20 protein-coding genes are annotated in these 18,357 nt (G+C 72.1%); 5 read left to right on the forward strand and 15 right to left on the reverse strand.

Features of this window, described 5'->3' with window-relative positions; genetic code table 11:
• Positions 1-40 precede the first annotated feature (40 nt).
• Genes nucS through Q0795_RS09305 form a run of 3 tightly spaced genes read left to right on the forward strand, consistent with a single transcriptional unit; the run spans position 41 to position 2,118 of the window.
• Complete coding sequence (nucS, locus tag Q0795_RS09295; RefSeq protein WP_298889068.1) at positions 41-736, forward strand: endonuclease NucS; 696 nt, start codon at positions 41-43, stop codon at positions 734-736.
• Between the two features lie 15 nt (positions 737-751).
• Entirely contained in the window at positions 752-1,738 is a 987-nt protein-coding gene (locus tag Q0795_RS09300) for a glycosyltransferase family 2 protein (protein WP_298889070.1), read from the forward strand.
• Positions 1,735-2,118 (forward strand): GtrA family protein, encoded by a 384-nt coding sequence (locus tag Q0795_RS09305; protein WP_298889072.1) that lies wholly within the window; start codon positions 1,735-1,737, stop codon positions 2,116-2,118. The genes Q0795_RS09300 and Q0795_RS09305 overlap by 4 nt, the downstream gene beginning before the upstream one ends.
• On the opposite strand, the gene Q0795_RS09310 is transcribed toward Q0795_RS09305, so the two are convergent.
• Positions 2,081-3,724, reverse strand: coding sequence for a DUF6056 family protein (locus tag Q0795_RS09310; RefSeq protein WP_298889314.1), 1,644 nt, complete (start codon positions 3,722-3,724; stop codon positions 2,081-2,083). The two genes, Q0795_RS09305 and Q0795_RS09310, sit on opposite strands and share 38 nt — an antisense overlap.
• Positions 3,725-3,795: 71 nt before the next feature.
• Between Q0795_RS09310 and Q0795_RS09315 the strand changes: the two genes are divergently transcribed.
• On the forward strand, positions 3,796-5,322 hold the full coding sequence (locus Q0795_RS09315; RefSeq protein WP_298889073.1) for a gamma-glutamyltransferase: 1,527 nt from the start codon (positions 3,796-3,798) through the stop codon (positions 5,320-5,322).
• Between the two features lie 34 nt (positions 5,323-5,356).
• Positions 5,357-5,983 (forward strand): cob(I)yrinic acid a,c-diamide adenosyltransferase, encoded by a 627-nt coding sequence (locus Q0795_RS09320; protein WP_298889075.1) that lies wholly within the window; start codon positions 5,357-5,359, stop codon positions 5,981-5,983.
• A 24-nt stretch (positions 5,984-6,007) separates the two neighbouring features.
• Here Q0795_RS09320 and Q0795_RS09325 read toward each other — a convergent pair whose 3' ends face one another.
• The 14 genes from Q0795_RS09325 to glyA all read right to left on the reverse strand — a co-directional run bounded on the left by Q0795_RS09325 (position 6,008) and on the right by glyA (position 18,355).
• The gene (locus tag Q0795_RS09325; RefSeq protein WP_298889077.1) at positions 6,008-6,439 is read right to left on the reverse strand and encodes a DUF2550 family protein; all 432 of its coding nucleotides are present in this window, start codon (positions 6,437-6,439) and stop codon (positions 6,008-6,010) included.
• A gap of 17 nt (positions 6,440-6,456) precedes the next feature.
• Positions 6,457-6,738 carry a F0F1 ATP synthase subunit epsilon gene (locus Q0795_RS09330; protein ID WP_058890797.1) on the reverse strand — a complete coding sequence of 94 codons (282 nt, stop codon included), beginning with the start codon at positions 6,736-6,738 and terminating at the stop codon, positions 6,457-6,459.
• A gap of 22 nt (positions 6,739-6,760) precedes the next feature.
• The gene (locus tag Q0795_RS09335; protein ID WP_298889080.1) at positions 6,761-8,086 is read right to left on the reverse strand and encodes a solute carrier family 23 protein; all 1,326 of its coding nucleotides are present in this window, start codon (positions 8,084-8,086) and stop codon (positions 6,761-6,763) included.
• A gap of 125 nt (positions 8,087-8,211) precedes the next feature.
• On the reverse strand, positions 8,212-9,669 hold the full coding sequence (atpD, locus tag Q0795_RS09340) for a F0F1 ATP synthase subunit beta (protein ID WP_298889082.1): 1,458 nt from the start codon (positions 9,667-9,669) through the stop codon (positions 8,212-8,214).
• 16 nt (positions 9,670-9,685) lie between these two features.
• Positions 9,686-10,585 carry a F0F1 ATP synthase subunit gamma gene (locus Q0795_RS09345; protein WP_298889084.1) on the reverse strand — a complete coding sequence of 300 codons (900 nt, stop codon included), beginning with the start codon at positions 10,583-10,585 and terminating at the stop codon, positions 9,686-9,688.
• A 58-nt stretch (positions 10,586-10,643) separates the two neighbouring features.
• Positions 10,644-12,290: a F0F1 ATP synthase subunit alpha gene (gene atpA, locus Q0795_RS09350; RefSeq protein WP_298889086.1), complete on the reverse strand. Its 1,647-nt coding sequence runs from the start codon at positions 12,288-12,290 to the stop codon at positions 10,644-10,646.
• Positions 12,291-12,360: 70 nt separating this feature from the next.
• Entirely contained in the window at positions 12,361-13,182 is an 822-nt protein-coding gene (locus Q0795_RS09355; RefSeq protein WP_298889088.1) for a F0F1 ATP synthase subunit delta, read from the reverse strand.
• Positions 13,182-13,736 carry a F0F1 ATP synthase subunit B gene (locus Q0795_RS09360; protein WP_298889315.1) on the reverse strand — a complete coding sequence of 185 codons (555 nt, stop codon included), beginning with the start codon at positions 13,734-13,736 and terminating at the stop codon, positions 13,182-13,184. The genes Q0795_RS09355 and Q0795_RS09360 overlap by 1 nt, the downstream gene beginning before the upstream one ends.
• Positions 13,737-13,878: 142 nt before the next feature.
• A complete protein-coding gene (locus tag Q0795_RS09365; RefSeq protein WP_058890803.1) occupies positions 13,879-14,094 on the reverse strand; it encodes an ATP synthase F0 subunit C in 216 nt (71 codons plus the stop codon).
• 93 nt (positions 14,095-14,187) lie between these two features.
• On the reverse strand, positions 14,188-15,006 hold the full coding sequence (atpB, locus tag Q0795_RS09370; RefSeq protein ID WP_366942463.1) for a F0F1 ATP synthase subunit A: 819 nt from the start codon (positions 15,004-15,006) through the stop codon (positions 14,188-14,190).
• A gap of 73 nt (positions 15,007-15,079) precedes the next feature.
• Positions 15,080-15,313: a hypothetical protein gene (locus Q0795_RS09375; protein ID WP_298889089.1), complete on the reverse strand. Its 234-nt coding sequence runs from the start codon at positions 15,311-15,313 to the stop codon at positions 15,080-15,082.
• Entirely contained in the window at positions 15,310-15,747 is a 438-nt protein-coding gene (locus Q0795_RS09380) for a hypothetical protein (protein WP_298889091.1), read from the reverse strand. Before Q0795_RS09380 ends, Q0795_RS09375 begins: the two co-directional genes overlap by 4 nt.
• A 123-nt stretch (positions 15,748-15,870) precedes the next feature.
• Complete coding sequence (locus Q0795_RS09385; RefSeq protein WP_298889092.1) at positions 15,871-16,977, reverse strand: glycosyltransferase family 4 protein; 1,107 nt, start codon at positions 16,975-16,977, stop codon at positions 15,871-15,873.
• Between the two features lie 67 nt (positions 16,978-17,044).
• Complete coding sequence (glyA, locus tag Q0795_RS09390; protein WP_298889094.1) at positions 17,045-18,355, reverse strand: serine hydroxymethyltransferase; 1,311 nt, start codon at positions 18,353-18,355, stop codon at positions 17,045-17,047.
• Between the last annotated feature and the right edge of the window lie 2 nt (positions 18,356-18,357).

Below are 18,357 nucleotides of genomic sequence, written 5' to 3' on the forward strand. Positions count from 1 at the left end.
ACCGGGCATCCTCTCATCACCCCCGGCTAGGGTGAGGCCCGTGCGTGTCGTGATCGCCCGGTGCTCGGTGGACTACCACGGAGCCCTCGAAGCCCACCTGCCCCTCGCCACCCGCCTGCTCATGGTCAAGGCCGACGGGTCGGTGCTCGTCCACTCCGACGGCGGGTCCTACAAGCCGCTGAACTGGATGGCCCCTCCCTGCTCGATGGCGCAGACCGACCCGGACGAGGTGGAGGCGCAGCAGGGCGTCACCCAGGTGTGGCAGGTCTCGCACGGCAAGCGCGAGGACACCCTGCGGGTGAAGATCCACGAGGTGCTCTCCGACACCAGCCACGACCTCGGCGTCGACCCGGGGCTGGTCAAGGACGGCGTCGAGGCCCAGCTGCAGGCGCTGCTGGCCGAGCACATCACCACCCTGGGCGAGGACTGGACGCTGCTGCGCCGGGAGTTCCCCACCGCCATCGGCCCGGTGGACATCCTGTGCCGGGACGCGGCCGGCACGACGGTGGCCGTGGAGATCAAGCGGCGCGGCGACATCGACGGCGTCGAGCAGCTGACCCGCTACCTCGAGCTGCTCAACCGCGACCCCCACCTCTCCCCGGTGCAGGGCGTCTTCGCCGCCCAGCTCATCAAGCCGCAGGCCAGGGTCCTCGCCACCGACCGCGGGATCCGCTGCGTCACGCTCGACTACGAGGCGCTGCGCGGCATCGACGACGCGGAGGCGCGGCTCTTCTGAGCTAGCGTGACCGCCATGACCGCCCTGTCCGTCGTGGTCCCGTGCTTCAACGAGCAGGGCACCCTCGCCGAGCTGCACGCCCGTCTGGGCGCCGTGGCGGACGAGCTGGGCGTCGGCGACTCCCTGGAGCTGGTGCTCGTCGACGACGGCTCGACCGACGACACCCTGCAGGTGGCCCGCACGTTGGCCGCGCAGGACCCCCGGGTCGTCGTGCTGCGGCTGTCCCGCAACTTCGGCAAGGAGGCGGCCATGCTCGCCGGCCTCCGGCACGCGGGCGGGCGCAGCGTGGCGATCATGGACGCCGACCTGCAGCACCCCCCGGAGCTGCTGACCTCGATGTACACCCTGCTGCGGACCACCGAGGTCGAGCAGGTCGTGGCCCGCCGCGACCGCGCCGACGACCCCTTCGTCCGGTCCCAGCTCTCCCGGCTCTACTACCGGCTGGTCAACGGCCTCATCGAGACGGTCCGCATCCAGGACGGCGTGGGCGACTTCCGGGTCCTGAGCCGGCCGGTCCTCGACGCCCTGCTGGCGCTGCCCGAGCGCAACCGCTTCTCCAAGGGCCTGTTCTCCTGGGTCGGCTTCCCCACGGGCACGGTCAGCTACCGCAACGTGCAGCGCGGCAGCGGGCACTCCGGCTGGACGCTGCGCTCCCTGCTCAACTACGGCATCGACGGGGCGCTCGCCTTCAACACCCGCCCCCTGCGTCTGCTCATGCACCTGGGCGGCTGGGCGGTGCTCGCCGCCTTGGGCTACCTGCTGTGGCTGCTCGTCGGCTACCTCCTGCACGGGGTCACCCAGCCGGGCTACATCACCACCATCGCGGTCATCACCGGGCTGTCCGGCGTGCAGCTGCTCGCCGTCGGCGTCATGGGCGAGTACGTCGGGCGGATCTACCAGGAGGTCAAGGCGCGACCCAGCTACCTCGTCCACGAGGTGATCCGGGGTGGCGAGGGGGACGGACCTGGTCCCGAGGGGACCGGGGCCGCCGGAGCGCGATGAGGAGCCTGCTGCGCTTCGTCGTCGTCGGGGTGGCCAACACGGCCGTCTACTACCTCCTCTACCGCCTTCTGCTGCTCGGTATGCCGTACGTCCCGGCCCACCTGCTCGCGTGGTCCGGGGCGGTCGTCTTCTCCTTCTTCGCCAACAGCCTGTTCACCTTCGGGGTGCGGCCGACCTGGCGGCGCTTCCTCGCCTACCCGGCCACCACGCTGGTCAACCTCGCCTTCACGACGGTCGGCTCGGTGCTCCTCGTCGAGGCGGCCGGCCTGGACGAGCGCTACGCGACCCTCCTCATGGGCATCGCCGCCGTGCCGGTGACCTTCCTGCTCACCCGCACCGTCCTCACCGCCGGTCGGGAGCCTGCTCCGCCGCGCGGGTGAGGGTGCGCTGCCACGTCGTCTCGCACCCGGTCGTGGTGTCGGTGGTGCGGTCCTCGCGCCGCTCGACGTCGGTGAGCACCACCCCGTCGGGGAGGTCGTAGAAGAGCCGCAGGTCGCAGGCGTAGCGCAGGAGGTAGAAGGCGCGGCGGTAGGCATACCCCTCCTCGGGCAGCTCCGGGACGACCACCTCCCCGGCCCCCGCGGTGCGCGCGGCCTCCACCTGGGCGACGAAGGCGTCGTAGGCGGCGGCGTTGCGCGCGGCGCGCGGCGAGGTGACCGCCACGTAGCCGGTCGCGGCGACGAGGGTGGCGGCCAGGGCGGCCGCAGTGAGCACGCGGCCCGCCCGCGCCTGCCGCGGGCCCCCGCCGGCGAGCGCGCCGAGGACCAGGCGCAGGGCGCAGGCCACCGCGAGGACGAGCGCCGTGACCGGCAGGAAGAAGGCGCGCTGCCCGCAGACGGAGGCCACGATCGGCACCCCGGCGGACACGACACCCGCCGCGGTGAGCGCCAGCACGGGGTATGCCGCGACGGCCCCCCACGCGTCCACGACCAGGACGAGCACGCCCACCACGAGCACCACCGCCGCGGCGACGACGGCGAGGGCCAGCAGGGTGGCCGGGACGGCCGTGTCGGCGTCCGCGCACAGGTCGGCCAGGCGCGGCCACCGGCGGCGGGCGAGCAGGAGCAGGGCCCAGGAGGCCGCGCCCGCCACCAGGGCGCCCCGTCGGGGTGCCCGGCCGGACAGCCGCACCGCGACCACCGCCAGGACCCCGAGGGCCAGCCACCACCCGAGGGTGAGCGAGGCGAACATCAGGGTGGTGCGGGACAGCGCCTGCAGCAGCGGCAGGGCGAGGTCCTCCTCGCCGGTGCGGCGCCACAGACCGGGGGCCGTGGCCAGCACGAGGAAGCCCAGCACGGAGGCTCCGACGGCGGCCCAGGTGGACCGGGAGCGCCCGCGGGCCGGTCGCCGCAGGGCGAGCGCGAGCACGGTGACCACGAGGGTGGCCACGGCGGACACCTCGTGCCCGACGTGGGCATACACCACGACGGGCAGGACCAGCCAGGTCACCCGGGGCGGGAGGGCTCCGCTGACAGCCGCGCCGGCGACGAGGAAGGCGAGCGTGGCGAGCGGGTAGTTCGCCATCCCGGACACCCAGAGCAGGCCCTCGCCGGTGAGCCAGGAGTGCGCCTGGACGGCGAGGAACGGCACGCCCAGCCCGAGCACCGCCCAGACCAGCGGCCGGGTCCGGTGCGAGCCGGCCATCCGCAGCCACGGCCAGGTCGCGAGCCCGGACAGCACCATGATCGCCACCCCGACGACCAGTGCCCCGGGCCGCCCGCCGAGCAGGATGAGCCGGGCGGCGGCGTCCGCGGCCCGGCCGTTGCGGTAGGTGTAGTCCAACTGCCAGGTCGCGAGCCAGCCCCGCAGGGTGGCGGCGTCCCCCGGCTGGTCCCCCGCCATGGCGTGCAGCCAGTCGTCGCCGTGCGGGAAGCCGTGCCGCAGCACGAGCCCCCAGCCCACGGCCGCCAGGGCCACTCCGAGGACCAGCACCAGCGCCGCGGACCGACGCGGGGTGGCCGGTCGGGGCCGGGCGGCGGCGTTCATCACCAGGACACGATGCCAGAGCCGCAGGCCGGCTCGTGCCTCCGGGCGGGCCGCTGCGGCAGAATCGTCCCGTGACCCGCTCCGCCGCCATCGCCGCGCCCAACACCTACGCCACGGAGGCGGCCGCCCAGGCCCTGTCGGCAGGGGGCAACGCGCTGGACGCCGCGGTGGCCGCCATGCTCACCGCCACCGTCACCGAGCCCGGGGTCGTCTCCACCCTGGGCGGGTGCTTCGTCAACGTCTGGGCACCCGGGGAGGAGCCGCTCGTCATCGACGGCAACGTCGAGATGCCGGGCCGGGGCATGAGCGCCGACCGCCGCGGGGAGGGTCTCATCGAGGCCGCCTCGGACTACGGCGGCGGCATGGTGACCTACGTGGGGCCGGGGTCGGTCGCCACCCCCGGGATGCTGGCCGCGATGGGCTGGGCCCACCAGCGCTACGGGCGGGCGCCGTGGGCCGAGCTGCTGCAGCCCGCCGCGGACGTCGCCCGGGCGGGCTACCCCCTCAGCCGCACCGCGCAGTCCTACCTCGTCCTGGTCACCGACACCATCCTGGCGTGGGACCCGGCCACCCGGGCGCTGCTCACCGTCGACGGCGCCGCCCCGGCCGTCGGCCACCGCGTCGTCGACCCGGTGCTGGCCGACACCCTCGAGCACATCGGGGCACAGGGGGCCGGCACGGCCTACCACGGCGACGTCGCGCGGGCGATCGACGCCGACATGCGCGCCCGCGGCGGGCTGCTCTCGCTGGTCGACCTGGAGGCCTACCAGCCGGTCGTGCGGCGGGCGCTGCGCAGCAACCTGGGCCCCTGGGACCTCGCCTGCAACCCTCCGCCCTCCATCGGCGGCCCGGTGCTCACCGCGCTGCTGCGCCTGCTCGGGGCCATCGACGGGCCGATCGACCCGGCGCAGGCGGCGCTGGTGATGAGGGAGGTGCTCGACATCCGCCTCGACCGGATCGACACCGCGCACGACCTCGAGGCGGCCGGCGCCGAGCTGCTGCAGACGCTGCACCACATCGGCTCGACCGGACTGCCGACCTCCCCCTCGACCGCGCACGTCTCGGTCGTCGACGCCGACGGCCTGGCGTGCGCGCTCACCGCGTCGGCGGGCTACGGCTCGGGGATGACCATCGCCGGCACCGGCCTGGTGGCCAACAACTCCCTCGGCGAGCTGGAGCTCAACCGGCACGGGCTGCACGCCCTCGCGCCGGGCACCCGGCTGGCCTCCAACATGGCGCCGACCACGGCCCGCCGGGAGGACGGTGCGGTGCTGGCGATCGGCACACCAGGGGCCGACCGCATCACCACCGCGCTGGCGCAGGTGCTCACCCACCTGGCCCGGCACGGCGAGGACCTGCAGACGGCGGTGGACCAGCCGCGCATGCACCCGCGCCGGCTCGAGGACGGCACCACCCGCATCGACCACGAGCAGGACGCGCAGATCGCGGCGAGCCTGGACGCCGCCGGGCTGGCGCGGCACGAGCACCCGCCGAGCTCGATGTACTTCGGCGGGGTCGGCGCGGCCCTGCGCGCCCCGGACGGCGTCCTCGAGGCGGCGGCGGACGCCCGCCGGGTGGCGGCCACGCTGGTCGCCTGAGCAGCCGCCGCCCGCGCATGGCAGCATGCAGGACATGGTGAACCTCACGCGGATCTACACCCGGACCGGCGACGACGGCAGCACCGCCCTGGGCGACAACGGCCGGACCCGCAAGACGGACACCCGGCTGGCGGCCTACGCCGACACCGACGAGACCAACGCGGTGATCGGGGTGGCCGTGGCCGGAGGCAACCTCCCCGTCGAGGTGCAGGACACGCTGGCCCGCATCCAGAACGACCTCTTCGACGTCGGGGCGGACCTGTGCATGCCGCTGCGGGCGAGCTACGAGTGGGAGCCGCTGCGGGTGAAGTCCGCCTGGGTGGAGGAGCTGGAGGCCGACTGCGACCGCTTCAACGCCGACCTGCCGGCCCTGCGCTCGTTCATCCTGCCCGGGGGCACCCCCGCCGCCGCCCTGCTGCACCAGGCGCGCACGGTCGCCCGGCGGGCCGAGCGCTCGACCTGGGCCGCCCTGGAGGAGTATGGCGACCAGCCGGCCGACGAGGGCGCGGACAAGGGCGTGGGCGGGGTCAACCCGCTCACCGCGACCTATCTCAACCGGCTCTCCGACCTGCTGTTCATCCTGGCCCGGGTCGCCGGTCGCGCCGGCGAGGGCGACGTGCTCTGGCAGCCCGGTGGCGGCCGGGAGCAGCCCTCGCGCTGAGGCGGACCCGCCCAGCGGGGCCGGTCAGGCGACGTGGGAGTTCCAGCCGGGCGGCACGGCCTCGACCCAGGAGCGCAGGGCCGTGTAGTGCTGCTCCCCCAGCGCCAGCTCGAACCGCGCGGTGCCGTAGCTCACCGGCACCCGGATGAGGGCGGCCCCGCCCAGGGCGTCGGCGTCGTCGGTGTCGAGCGGACCGGCCACTCCCAGGTCGAGGTTGCCCCGCATCCACGGACCGACGGACGGACCGCCTCGTCCCCGCAGGGAGAGACGGTCCTCGGTGAAGCGCAGGGTGCCCCGGCGCCAGGGGCGCTCGGCGTCCCGGTAGGCCGCGGGCATCGGCGGGCACATGCTCCCGCGCTCCCCGGCGATCCGGAAGGAGAGCAGCCCGAGGCCCAGGATGACCAGGGCCCCGACCAGAGCCATGAGCACCAGGACGATGGCACCGGCGCCGGTCATGAACGGTGGCGTGCCCGTCAGCCGGCGGCGGGGGCGGACAGCGACCCGGCGTCGACCCGGTCGGCCACCACGACGACCTTGTCCTCGTCGACGGAGAGGAAGCCCCCGTCGATGGTGACCGCCTGCGGCGTGCCCCCCGTGTGGATGGTGACGTCCCCCTCGACGAGCACCGCGAGGACCGGCGTGTGACCGGGCAGGATGCCCAGGTCACCGTCGATGCTGCGGGCGCTCACCATGGAAGCCTCGCCCTCCCAGACCTTGCGGTCCGCGGCGACCAGCTCGACCTGCAGTGCACTCACGAGATGTCCCTTCGATGACGGTTCAAGGATCGAGTCTACCGGCCCGCCCGGAGGACCCGGAACGCGACCGGTCGCGCTCCGCCGGGGCGACCTCGACCGCCCCGGTGCGGCGGTTGAGCGCCGACATGCCGTGGTAGACGAGCAGCGCCGCGCCGGTGCCGAGGGCGATCCCCTCGAAGCTCAGCGCGCCCGCGTCCCACGTGTAGTTGGCGATGCCCACGATCAGCGCCACCGCGGCGGTCGCCAGGTTGATGGGGTTGCCGAAGTCGACCCGGTGCTCGACCCAGATGCGGACGCCCAGGACCCCGATCATGCCGTAGAGCACGGTGGCGGCGCCGCCGAGCACCCCGGCCGGCACGGTCTGGATGAGGGCCCCGAACTTCGGCAGGAAGGCCAGGGCCACCGCCGTGAGGGCGGCGACCCAGTAGGCCGCGGTGGAGTAGACCCGGGTGGCGGCCATCACCCCGATGTTCTCGGCGTAGGTCGTCGTGCCCGAGCCACCGCCCGCCCCGGCCAGCGTGGTCGCCAGGCCGTCCGAGAGCAGCGTGCGGCCGAGCAGATGGTCCAGGGCGTCCGCGGACTCCCCGGTCATCTGCGCCACCGACTTCACGTGCCCGATGTTCTCCGCCACGAGCACGAGCACGACGGGCAGGAAGAGCCCGACGACGCCGAGGTGGAACTCGGGTGCCATGAGCGGGGGCGCCCCCAGCCACCCCGCCTCGGTGACGACCGCCAGGTCGACCTCGCCGCGGACCAGCGCCACGGCATACCCGACGAGCACGCCGAGCAGGATCGACAGCCGGCCCAGCAGCCCGCGGAAGAGCACGGTGCAGAGCAGGATCGCGGCGAGCGTGGCGAGGGCGGTGACCGGTGCCTGCTCGACGTTGCCCCACGCCGCCGGCGCGAGGTTGAGGCCGATGAGCGCCACGATCGCCCCGGTCACGGTGGGAGGCATGAGGCGGGCGATCCAGCCGTGCCCGACGAGCTGCACCAGGACCCCCACCAGGGCCAGCCCGACCCCGGCGATCACCACCCCGCCGAGCGCCCCTGCCGGCCCGTGCTCGGCCTGTGCCGCGGCGATGGGCGCCAGGAAGGCGAAGCTGGACCCCAGGTAGGACGGCACCTGGTTACGGGTGAGCACCAGGAACAGGACCGTCCCCAGCCCGCTGAAGAGCAGCGTGGTGCTGGGCGGGAAGCCGGTGATGAGCGGGACAAGGAAGGTCGCGCCGAACATCGCGACGACGTGCTGCATGCCGATCCCGATGGTCGGCACCCACGCGAGCCGCTCCCCGGGCCCGACGACCTCCCCCGGCGTGATGCGGGTGCCGTCTCCGTGCACGATCCACATGGCTGGTCTCCTCGCTGGTCTGGCTGGTCTCTGCACCGGGCGCGTCGTCGGGACGCACCGGGCGCAGTCAGGCCCCGGTGCCCGCGGATGCGGGTGCCGGGGCCTGGCTCAGGCGACGGGCGTGCTCAGCTGTTCTTCTCCAGCTCGGCGGCCTGGCGCTCGACGTCCTCGAGCCCACCACACATGAAGAAGGCCTGCTCGGGCAGGTGGTCGTAGTCACCGTTCGCCACCTTGGTGAAGGCCTCGATCGTGTCCGACAGCGGGACGGTCGAACCCTCGATGCCGGTGAACTGCTTGGCGACGTAGGTGTTCTGCGACAAGAAGCGCTGGATCCGACGGGCGCGACCGACGAGGATCTTGTCCTCCTCGGACAGCTCGTCGATGCCGAGGATCGCGATGATGTCCTGCAGCTCCTTGTAGCGCTGCAGGATCGACTTCACCCGGACGGCCGTGTCGTAGTGCTCCCGGCTGATGTAGCGCGGGTCGAGGATCCGGCTGGTCGAGGTCAGCGGGTCCACGGCCGGGTAGATGCCCATCGAGGCGATCGGGCGGGACAGCTCGGTCGTGGCGTCGAGGTGGGCGAAGGTCGTCGCCGGGGCCGGGTCGGTGTAGTCGTCGGCCGGCACGTAGATCGCCTGCATCGAGGTGATCGAGTGACCGCGGGTGGAGGTGATGCGCTCCTGCAGGGTGCCCATCTCGTCCGCGAGGTTGGGCTGGTAGCCCACCGCCGAGGGCATCCGCCCGAGCAGCGTGGACACCTCGGACCCGGCCTGGGTGAAGCGGAAGATGTTGTCGATGAAGAGCAGCACGTCCTGCTTCTGGACGTCGCGGAAGTACTCCGCCATCGTCAGCGCGGACAGCGCGACCCGCAGGCGGGTACCCGGCGGCTCGTCCATCTGGCCGAAGACCAGCGCCGTCTGGCCGAGGACCCCGGCCTCCTCCATCTCGACGATGAGGTCGTTGCCCTCACGGGTCCGCTCACCGACGCCGGCGAAGACCGACACACCGCCGTGGTCGCGGGCGACGCGGGCGATCATCTCCTGGATGAGCACCGTCTTGCCCACCCCGGCCCCACCGAACAGGCCGATCTTGCCACCCTGCACGTAGGGGGTCAGCAGGTCGATGACCTTGATGCCGGTCTCGAACATCTGGGTCTTGGGCTCCAGCTGGTCGAACGCCGGCGCCTGGCGGTGGATGCCCCACCGCTCGTTGACCTCGAGGGTCTCGCCCTCGGGCAGGTCGAGGACGTCACCGGTGGCGTTGAAGACGTGACCGAGGGTGACGTCGCCGACCGGGACGGTGATGGGGCCGCCGGTGTCCTGCACCTTCGCGCCGCGGACCAGGCCGTCGGTGGGCTGCAGGGAGATGGCGCGGACCATGTTGTCGCCGATGTCCTGGGCGACCTCGAGGTTGACGGTCTTGGTCTCCCCGCCGATCTCGACCTCGGTCTTCAGCAGGTTGTAGAGCGACGGCATCTGCCCCGGGGGGAACTCGACGTCGACGACGGGGCCGATGATCCGGGCCAGGCGACCCACGGCGCCCTGGGTCTGCTCCGTGGTGGGAGCCTCGGTGGTGGCAGTCATGGCTGCGTGCTTCCTCTCACTTGGCGTCGGCGAGGGCGCTCGCGCCGCCCACGATTTCGCTGATCTCTTGGGTGATCTCGGCCTGGCGGGCCTGGTTGGCAAGACGCGTGTAGGTCTTGATGAGCTCCTCGGCGTTGTCCGTCGCCGACTTCATCGCCCGCTGGCGGGCGGCGAGCTCGGACGCGGCGGACTGGAGCAGGGCGTTCCAGATCCGCGAGGTGATGTAGCGCGGGAGCAGGGCGTCGAGCACCTCCGCGGCGTCCGGCTCGAACTCGTAGAGCGGGAAGCCGTTCTCCCGGGTGCGCGGCGCGGCGTCCTCGACGACCTCCAGCGGCAGCAGGCGGGTGACCTGCACCTCCTGGGTGACCATGTTGACGAACCGGGTGTAGACGAGGTGGATCTCGTCGACCCCGCCCTCGTCGGTGCCCTTGGTGAACTCACCGATGAGCCGCTCGGAGATCTCCTGCGCGACGTCGAAGGTCGGGGAGTCGGAGAAGCCGCTCCACGAGTCCTCGAACGGCCGGTTGCGGAAGGAGTAGTAGGACTCCGCCTTGCGCCCGGTGAGGAAGGGGACGTACTCCATCCCGGAGTCCTCGACGAGCTCGCGCAGCTGCTCGCTGCGCTTGAGCACGTTGGCCGCGTAGGCGCCCGCCAGGCCTCGGTCGGAGGTGATGACGAGCACCCCGGCGCGGCGCGGCTGCTCCCGCTTGGTGGTCAGCGGGTGGTCGACGTCGGCGTGCGTCGCGACCGCCGAGGCGGCCCGGGTGATCGCCCGCGCGTACGGCGTGGTCTCCGCGACCCGCTGCCGGGCCTTGACCACCCGGGAGGCGGCGATGAGCTCCATGGCCCGGGTGATCTTCTTGGTCGACTGGACGGACCGGCTGCGCTGGCGGTACTCCCGCTGCTGCGCTCCCATATCTCGCCTCTCTCGTTGGCTCTGGTGGTCGGTCGGATCGCTGGGGTATGCCCTGCGCTCAGTTGCGCTGGACGGTCAGCTGCTCCTGGTCGACCTCGTCGTCACCCATGGCGTCGACCGGGTCGTCCTCGGCGGAGCCGACGCCGACCTCGGCACTGTCGTCGGGGGTGAACTCGGACTGGAAGGTGCTCATGGCGTCGGCCAGCGCGGCGGCGGTGTCGTCGCCGAGCTTGCCGCTCTCGCGGATGCCGGCGAGGAGACCGTCGTGCTCGCGGCGCAGGAACTCCACCCACTCGTTCTCGAAGCGACGCACGTCGCTCACGGGCACCTCGTCGATGTGGCCGTTGGTGCCGGCCCAGATGATCGCGACCTGGTCCTCGACCGAGACCGGGGAGGACTGCGGCTGCTTGAGGATCTCGACCATGCGCGCACCGCGGGCCAGCTGGGCCTTGGACGCGTCGTCGAGGTCGGAGGCGAACATCGCGAAGGCCTCCATCTCACGGAACTGCGCGAGGTCGACCTTGAGCCGGCCGGAGACCGACTTCATCGCCTTGATCTGCGCGGCGCCACCGACCCGGGAGACCGACACACCCACGTCGATCGCCGGGCGGACGTTGGAGTTGAACAGGTCCGCCTGCAGGTAGATCTGCCCGTCGGTGATGGAGATGACGTTGGTCGGGATGTAGGCCGAGACGTCGCCCGCCTTGGTCTCGATGATCGGCAGCCCGGTCATCGAGCCGGCGCCCATCTCGTCGGACAGCTTCGCGCAGCGCTCCAGCAGCCGGGAGTGCAGGTAGAACACGTCGCCCGGGTAGGCCTCGCGGCCCGGCGGCCGGCGCAGCAGCAGCGACACCGCGCGGTAGGCCTCGGCCTGCTTGGACAGGTCGTCGAAGACGATGAGCACGTGCTTGCCGTCGTACATCCAGTGCTGGCCGATGGCCGAGCCGGTGTAGGGGGCGAGGTACTTGAAGCCGGCCGCGTCCGAGGCGGGGGCGGCCACGATGGTCGTGTAGTCCAGCGCGCCGTTCTCCTCCAGCGTGCTGCGCACCGAGGCGATGGTCGAGCCCTTCTGGCCGATCGCGACGTAGATGCAGCGCACCTGCTTGTCCGGGTCGCCGGACTCCCAGTTGGCCCGCTGGTTGAGGATGGTGTCGATGGCGACGGCGGTCTTGCCGGTCTGCCGGTCACCGATGATGAGCTGGCGCTGACCACGGCCGATGGGGATCATCGCGTCGATCGCCTTGATGCCGGTCTGCAGCGGCTCGTGCACCGACTTGCGCGCCATGACACCGGGGGCCTGGAGCTCGAGCGCGCGGCGGCCCTCGGTCTCGAGGTCGCCCATCCCGTCGATGGGCTGGCCGAGCGGGTTGACGACGCGACCGAGGTAGCCGTCACCGACGGGGACCGAGAGGACCTCGCCGGTGCGACGGACGTCCTGGCCCTCCTCGAGCCCGGAGAAGTCACCCAGCACGATGACGCCGACCTCGTGCACGTCGAGGTTCAGGGCCAGACCGAGGGTGCCGTCGGCGAACTCGAGCAGCTCGTTGGTCATCACCGAGGGCAGACCCTCGACGTGCGCGATGCCGTCACTGGCGTCGACCACCCGGCCGACCTCTTCACGTGAGGCCGCACCCGGCTCGTAGGACTTGACGAACTGGTCCAGCGCGTCCCGGATCTCCTCCGGACGGATCGAAAGCTCCGTCATGATTCTTCTCCTCGTCATGGCCCTGGGCTTGGGGTCGGGCCGGTGCTGTGGGGTAGGTGGTGGGCTCTGGTCAGCCGGCCATGAGGCGGCGGGCCTGGTCGAGACGATGGCTGACGGTGCCGTCGATGACCTCGTCACCGATCTCGACCCGGATGCCGCCGACGACGTCGGGGTCGACGACCACGTTGGTGTGCACGGTGCGGGAGTACTGCCGGCTCAGCGTCGCGCGCAGGGCCTCCTCCTGCTCGCCGGTCAGCGGCACGGCGGTGGTGACGATCGCGGTGACCTGGTCCTGGACCTCGGCGGCCTGCTCGAGGTATGCCGCGAGCGTCCGCTCGAGGCGGCTGCCACGGACCCCCACGGCCGCCTGCGCGGCGAGGCGGACCGTCTCCGGGGCGGACTTCACCGAGAGCAGGCGCTCCACGAGCGCGCGCTTGGCCTCGGCCGGGGCGCGCCGGTCGGCGAGGGCCGCCTGCAGCTCGGGCGCGGACTGCACGATCCGGCTGAACCGGAACAGCTCGTCCTCGACCTGGCCCAGCCGGTCGTGCCGGTGCGCGTGGACCAGGTGCGCCTCGACCGCGAGCCGCTCGAGGGCGGTCGCGAGGTCACCGGTCCCGGCCCACCGCTGCGTCACGACGGCCTGGACGACGTGCAGCGCCTCGTCGCCCACCTTGCCGGCGAGCAGACGCTGGGCGATCGCGGCCCGCTCCTGCCCCTCGCGGGAGGGGTCGGCGAGGGTGCGCGCGAGGACCTTGTTGCCGTCCACCAGCCGGGCCACGGCCCACACCTGGTCGCCTACGCGGGCCGGGTCGACCGCCCCGCCCTCGTGCTGGAGCACCTGCTCCAGGCCCTCGCGGGCCCCGTGGTAGGACCGCCGGTAGGCGCTGTCCATCAGCGGACCTCGTCGCGGGCGCCGTGCTTCGCGGGGGCGATGGCACCGGAGTCCAGGTCGGCGAGGAAGCGGTCCACGATTCCTCGTTGCCGCGCTTCCTGTTCGAGGGACTCGCCGACGATCTTGCTGGCCAGGGCGGTGGAGATCTCGCCGACCTCGCCACGCAGCTGGACGAAGGCCTGCTGGCGCTCGGCCTCGACCTGCTTGTGCGCGGTCTCGGTGATCCGGTTGGCCTCGACCTGGGCCTGCTCGCGCATCTCGGCGATGATCTGCGCGCCCTGCTCCTTGGCCCGCTCGCGGATCTGGGCGGCCTCGGCCCGCGCCTCACCGAGCTGGTCCTCGTACTTCTTCTTCGCGGCGGCCGCCTCGGCCTCGGCCTTCTCGGCGCGCTCCATCCCACCCTCGATGGCCGACGTGCGGTCGGCGTAGGCCTTCTCGAGGTTGGGGACGATCTTGCGCTTGACGAAGAAGTAGAAGATGCCGAAGACGATCAGCCCGAAGATGAGCTCCGGCATGTAGGGCAGGATCGGGATGGCTCCCTCACCGGCCCCGATGGGCTCGGAGTGGTCGTCCTCGGTCGCGGCCTTCAGCGCGCCCGCAACGATCGTGGTGTAGTCCACGAGCGGCTCCTCACGTGTACGTGTCCGTCACCGGCGGACCGGTGCTGCGGACGGGTCTGGGGAAGGGGCAGGGGGGTCAGCCGACGAAGAACGCGATGAAGAAGAGCACCAGGCCGAAGATGGCGAGGGCCTCCGCGAGCGCGAAGCCGAGGATGGCGATCGGCTGCAGCTTGCCCTGCGCCTCGGGCTGGCGGGCGACGCCGTTGATGTAGGCCGCGAAGATCAGACCCACGGCGATCGCCGGGCCGATGGTCGACACGCCGTAGCCGAGGAGGGTGATGTCACCAGACACGTCAGTTCTCTTTCTGTTGAGGTCCCGGCACCCGTCGGGCGCCGGAGGCTTCTAGTGCGTATTCAGTTGTGGTCGGGGGTGGAACGGGGCAGGTCAGTGCTCGTCCGCCAGGGCCCCGCCGATGTAGGACGCGGCGAGGAGGGTGAAGACGTAGGCCTGCAGGAACTGGATCAGCGCCTCGAAGACCGTGAGCAGGGCACCCAGGATCCAGGCGGGCAGGGCCACCAGCATGAGGCCGGGCTCGAAGGTCTTGAAGAGGTACCAGCCGCCGACGATGAAGACCACGAGGAGCATGTGACCGGCGAACATGTTGCCGAAGAGTCGCAGCGCCAGCGTGAGCGGCCGGGTGATGAAGAAGGTGATGAGCTCGAGGAAGAGGATGAACGGCTTGATCCACCCCGGCAGCCCGGCCGGGAGCATGCCCCCGATGTAGGAGCCCAGACCGCCAGCCTTGCGCAGCCCCACCCAGTGGTAGACGACGTAGACGATGAGGGTGAGGCCGATCGGGAAGCCGATCCGCGCCATCGTGGGGTTCTGGAACGGCGGGATGATCCCGAAGACGTTGTTGAGCAGGATGAACACGAACAGCGAGAACAGGAACGGCACGAAGGGCATGAAGTCCTTGCTGCCGATCATGTCGCGGGCGATGCCGTTGCGGGCGAAGTTGTAGACCTGCTCGGTCAGCCACTGCCCCTTGCCCGGGACGATCGCGGCCCGGCGGGTCGTGACGAACAGCCCCACCATGAGCAGTCCTGTCGCGATGGCCATGAGCAGCATGGGACGGGTGAAGTAGTACTCGGTCCCGGGGATCGCGAAGAGCGGCTGCCAGAAGTCGCCGGGGGTGGGGGGGAAGTGGCTCTCCCCACCGGCCGTCGGCAGGACGAGGCCAGCGGCCGTCATGGTCGCGTTCACGCGTTCTCCTCCACACAGTCATTGTCGGACATCGAAGCCCCTGGGCAGACAGGGACGGGACCCGGCTCCGAGGTCATGACCTACCGTACCTGAGCCAGATGACGTACATGGACGCCACCATCCCGAGGACCACGCCGACCGGGAGGGCCGCGACGGTCCCCCACCAGTGGTCCAGGGCGAACCCGACCAGCCCGAACCCGGCCGGCCCTGCGAGGAGGTAGGCGAGTGCACCGTTGGCGATGTCGGTCTGGGCGCTCATGCCCTCGACCTCCGGCTCGTGCCCGCCGTGCGGGGACGGCACTCTCATGCCCCACCTCCCGCGGTCGGCAGGGTCAGCGTGGACCGCGACCGCAGGTAGCCGACGACCAGCCCGGCCTGGAAGACCAGGCCCACGAGCACGAAGGCGACGACCAGCGGCACGATCTGCAGCCAGGTCGTCTGGCCCAGGGCCCAGATGACCGCTCCCAACGCCGCCATCTGCAGCACGAAGACCCCGAACGCCCCGGCCATCGTGGTCGCCGTCGGGCCGGCCAGGACACCGCGGATGCCGAGGACCCCCAGGGCGAACACCACCAGCGACAGCGCACTGCCGACGAGGGCGGAGACCGCACCCCAGCCGCCGGTCGCAGCCCACGTCAGCAGGGGCACCAGCACGGCCACCGGGACGCCCGCCACGAGGGCACCGAGCATCATCGTGCGCGCCGCCGGGCGGGCGGTCGCAGGGGTCACGGTGGAGGTCATGGCGTCGAGGCTCCGGACGGGGGAGGAGGGTCGGGGCGCTTGTGAAAACTATCACAAGCGTGGCGGTCCAGCCCAATCCGCACACCCGCGCCCGGGCCGTCGCCGCTCATCAGGCTCACCACGCTACCGCCGTCCGCCCGCGAGGTCAGGCGCCGCCCGCAGGGTCAGCACCACGGCCAGGGCCAGCAGCCCGGCGATGCCGGTGAGGGAGACCCAGGCGGGGAGGTAGGCGAAGGACACGCTCCCGGCGGCGATGAGCAGCGACCACAGGTAGAGCAGGACGACGGCCCGGCGGTGGCTGTGACCGATGTCGAGCAGCCGGTGGTGCAGGTGCCCGCGGTCAGGCTTCCACGGCAGCTGCCCCGCCCGCGTGCGGCGCAGGATGGCCAGCACCATGTCCAGGAACGGCAGCGCGAGGATGGCCAGGGGGATGACGACCGGCAGCAGGATGGCGGTGACCGCGGAGGCGCTGGCCACCGAGGAGCTCGGGTCCACCGACCCGGTCATGGAGATGGTCGCGGCGGCGAGGAGCAGCCCCAGCAGCAGGGCCCCCGCGTCGCCCATGAACAACCGCGCCGGGTGAAAGTTGTGCGGGAGGAAGCCCAGGCACACCCCGACGATGGCGGCGCTGATGAACGTCGCCTCGGAGAAGACGTTGGGTGGGTCGAAGCTGCGGCTGACCAGGTAGGTCCAGCTGAAGAACGCCCCGGCGGCGATGAGGACCACCCCGGCGGCCAGACCGTCCAGCCCGTCGATGAAGTTGACCGCGTTGGTCGAGATGACGACGACGAGGATGGTGAGGGTCACCATGACCGGCTCGGGCAGGTAGGTGACCCCGAGGATGGGCAGCGAGAGCAGCCGGACGCCGTAGAACGCCATGATCCCGCCGGCCAGGATCTGGCCGGCCAGCTTGGTCATCCAGTCCAGCTCGCGGACGTCGTCGACGGCGCCGAGCGCGGTGATGAGGACGGCCGCGGCCAGCACGCCGAAGAGTCGGGGCGTGGCGTCGAAGAGCTGGCCGTGGTAGGGCAGCTGCGAGCCGAGCACGACCGCCGCGGCGAAGCCCGCGAGCATGGCCACCCCGCCCAGCCGCGGGATCGGCACGGAGTGCACGTCGCGGTCCCGCACCGCCGTGATGGCGCCCACCCGCAGCGCCATCCGGCGGACCAGGGGGGTCGCGAGGTAGGTGACGACCGCCGCGGTCAGCAGCACCATGAGGAACTCGCGCACTGGTCTGTCTCACCCCTCCCGGCGGTCGGCCTCGTCGAGGTATGCCGTCGGCCCGGCCCGCGGTCCGTCAGCCGGCCGCGGGCTCGGGATAGGCGGGGTAGGCGGGGTAGGCGGTGAGCAGCTCGCCGGCGGCCTCGCGGACCTCCCGGGCGACCGGGTGGTCCGGGCTGCCGTCGGTCTCGGTGACCGCCCGGTGGATGAGGTCGGCGACGACCGCCATCTGCTCGGGCCCCATCCCCTGCGTCGTGACCGAGGGGCTGCCCACCCGGATCCCGGAGGCGACGTTGGGCTTCTCCGGGTCGAAGGGGATGGCGTTCTTGTTGAGGACGATCCCGGCGGCGTCGCAGCGCGCCTCGGCGTCCACCCCGGTCACCCCCACGCCGCGCAGGTCGTGCAGCGACAGGTGCGTGTCGGTGCCGCCGGTGACCGGCCGGATGCCCCGTTCGTCGAGTGCTCCCGCGAGCGCGGAGGCGTTGGTCAGCACCCGCTGGGCGTAGTCCTGGTAGGCCGGGGTCATGCACTCGGCGAAGTTGACGGCCTTGGCCGCGACGCCGTGCATGAGCGGCCCGCCCTGCATCATCGGGAAGACCGCACGGTCGATCTTCTTGGCGTGCTCCTCCGTGCAGACGATGGCTCCCCCGCGGGGCCCGCGGAGCACCTTGTGGGTCGTGAAGGAGACGACGTCGGCGTGCGGCACCGGAGAGGGGATGGCCTGACCGGCCACCAGCCCGATGAAGTGCGCGGCGTCCACCCAGAAGATCGCGCCGACCTCGTCGGCGATCGCCCGGAAGCGCGCGAAGTCGATGAGGCGGGGGATGGCCGAGCCGCCGGCCAGGATGATCTTGGGCCGGTGCTCCTTGGCGAGCGCCTCGACCTGGTCGTAGTCGATGTGCTCGGTGTCGGCGGCCACGCCGTAGTGGACGGCGTTGAACCACTTGCCGGAGAAGCTCACCTTGAAGCCGTGGGTGAGGTGCCCGCCGTGGTCCAGCGACATGGCGAGGATGGTGTCGCCGGGCGAGGCGAAGGCGCCGTAGACGGCCTGGTTGGCGCTGGCCCCGGAGTGGGCCTGGACGTTGGCGTGGTCGGCCCCGAAGAGCTGCTTGGCCCGCTCGATCGCCAGCTTCTCGACCTTGTCCACCTCGGCGCAGCCGCCGTAGTAGCGGGCGTCGGGGTAGCCCTCGGCATACTTGTTCGACAGCGTGCTCCCCAGGGCGGCGAGCACCGCCGGGCTCGTCTGGTTCTCGCTGGCGATGAGCTGGATGCCGGCCCGCTGCCGGTCCAGCTCGGAGACGAGGAGCTCGGCCACCTGCGGGTCCTGCTCGAGCAGGGCGCCGAAGGACGGGCCGTAGTAGGAGTCCGGGGTCACGCGCGTCGTCATGC

The organism is uncultured Serinicoccus sp. (genome assembly GCF_947487915.1).
GTDB lineage: Bacteria > Actinomycetota > Actinomycetes > Actinomycetales > Dermatophilaceae > Ornithinicoccus.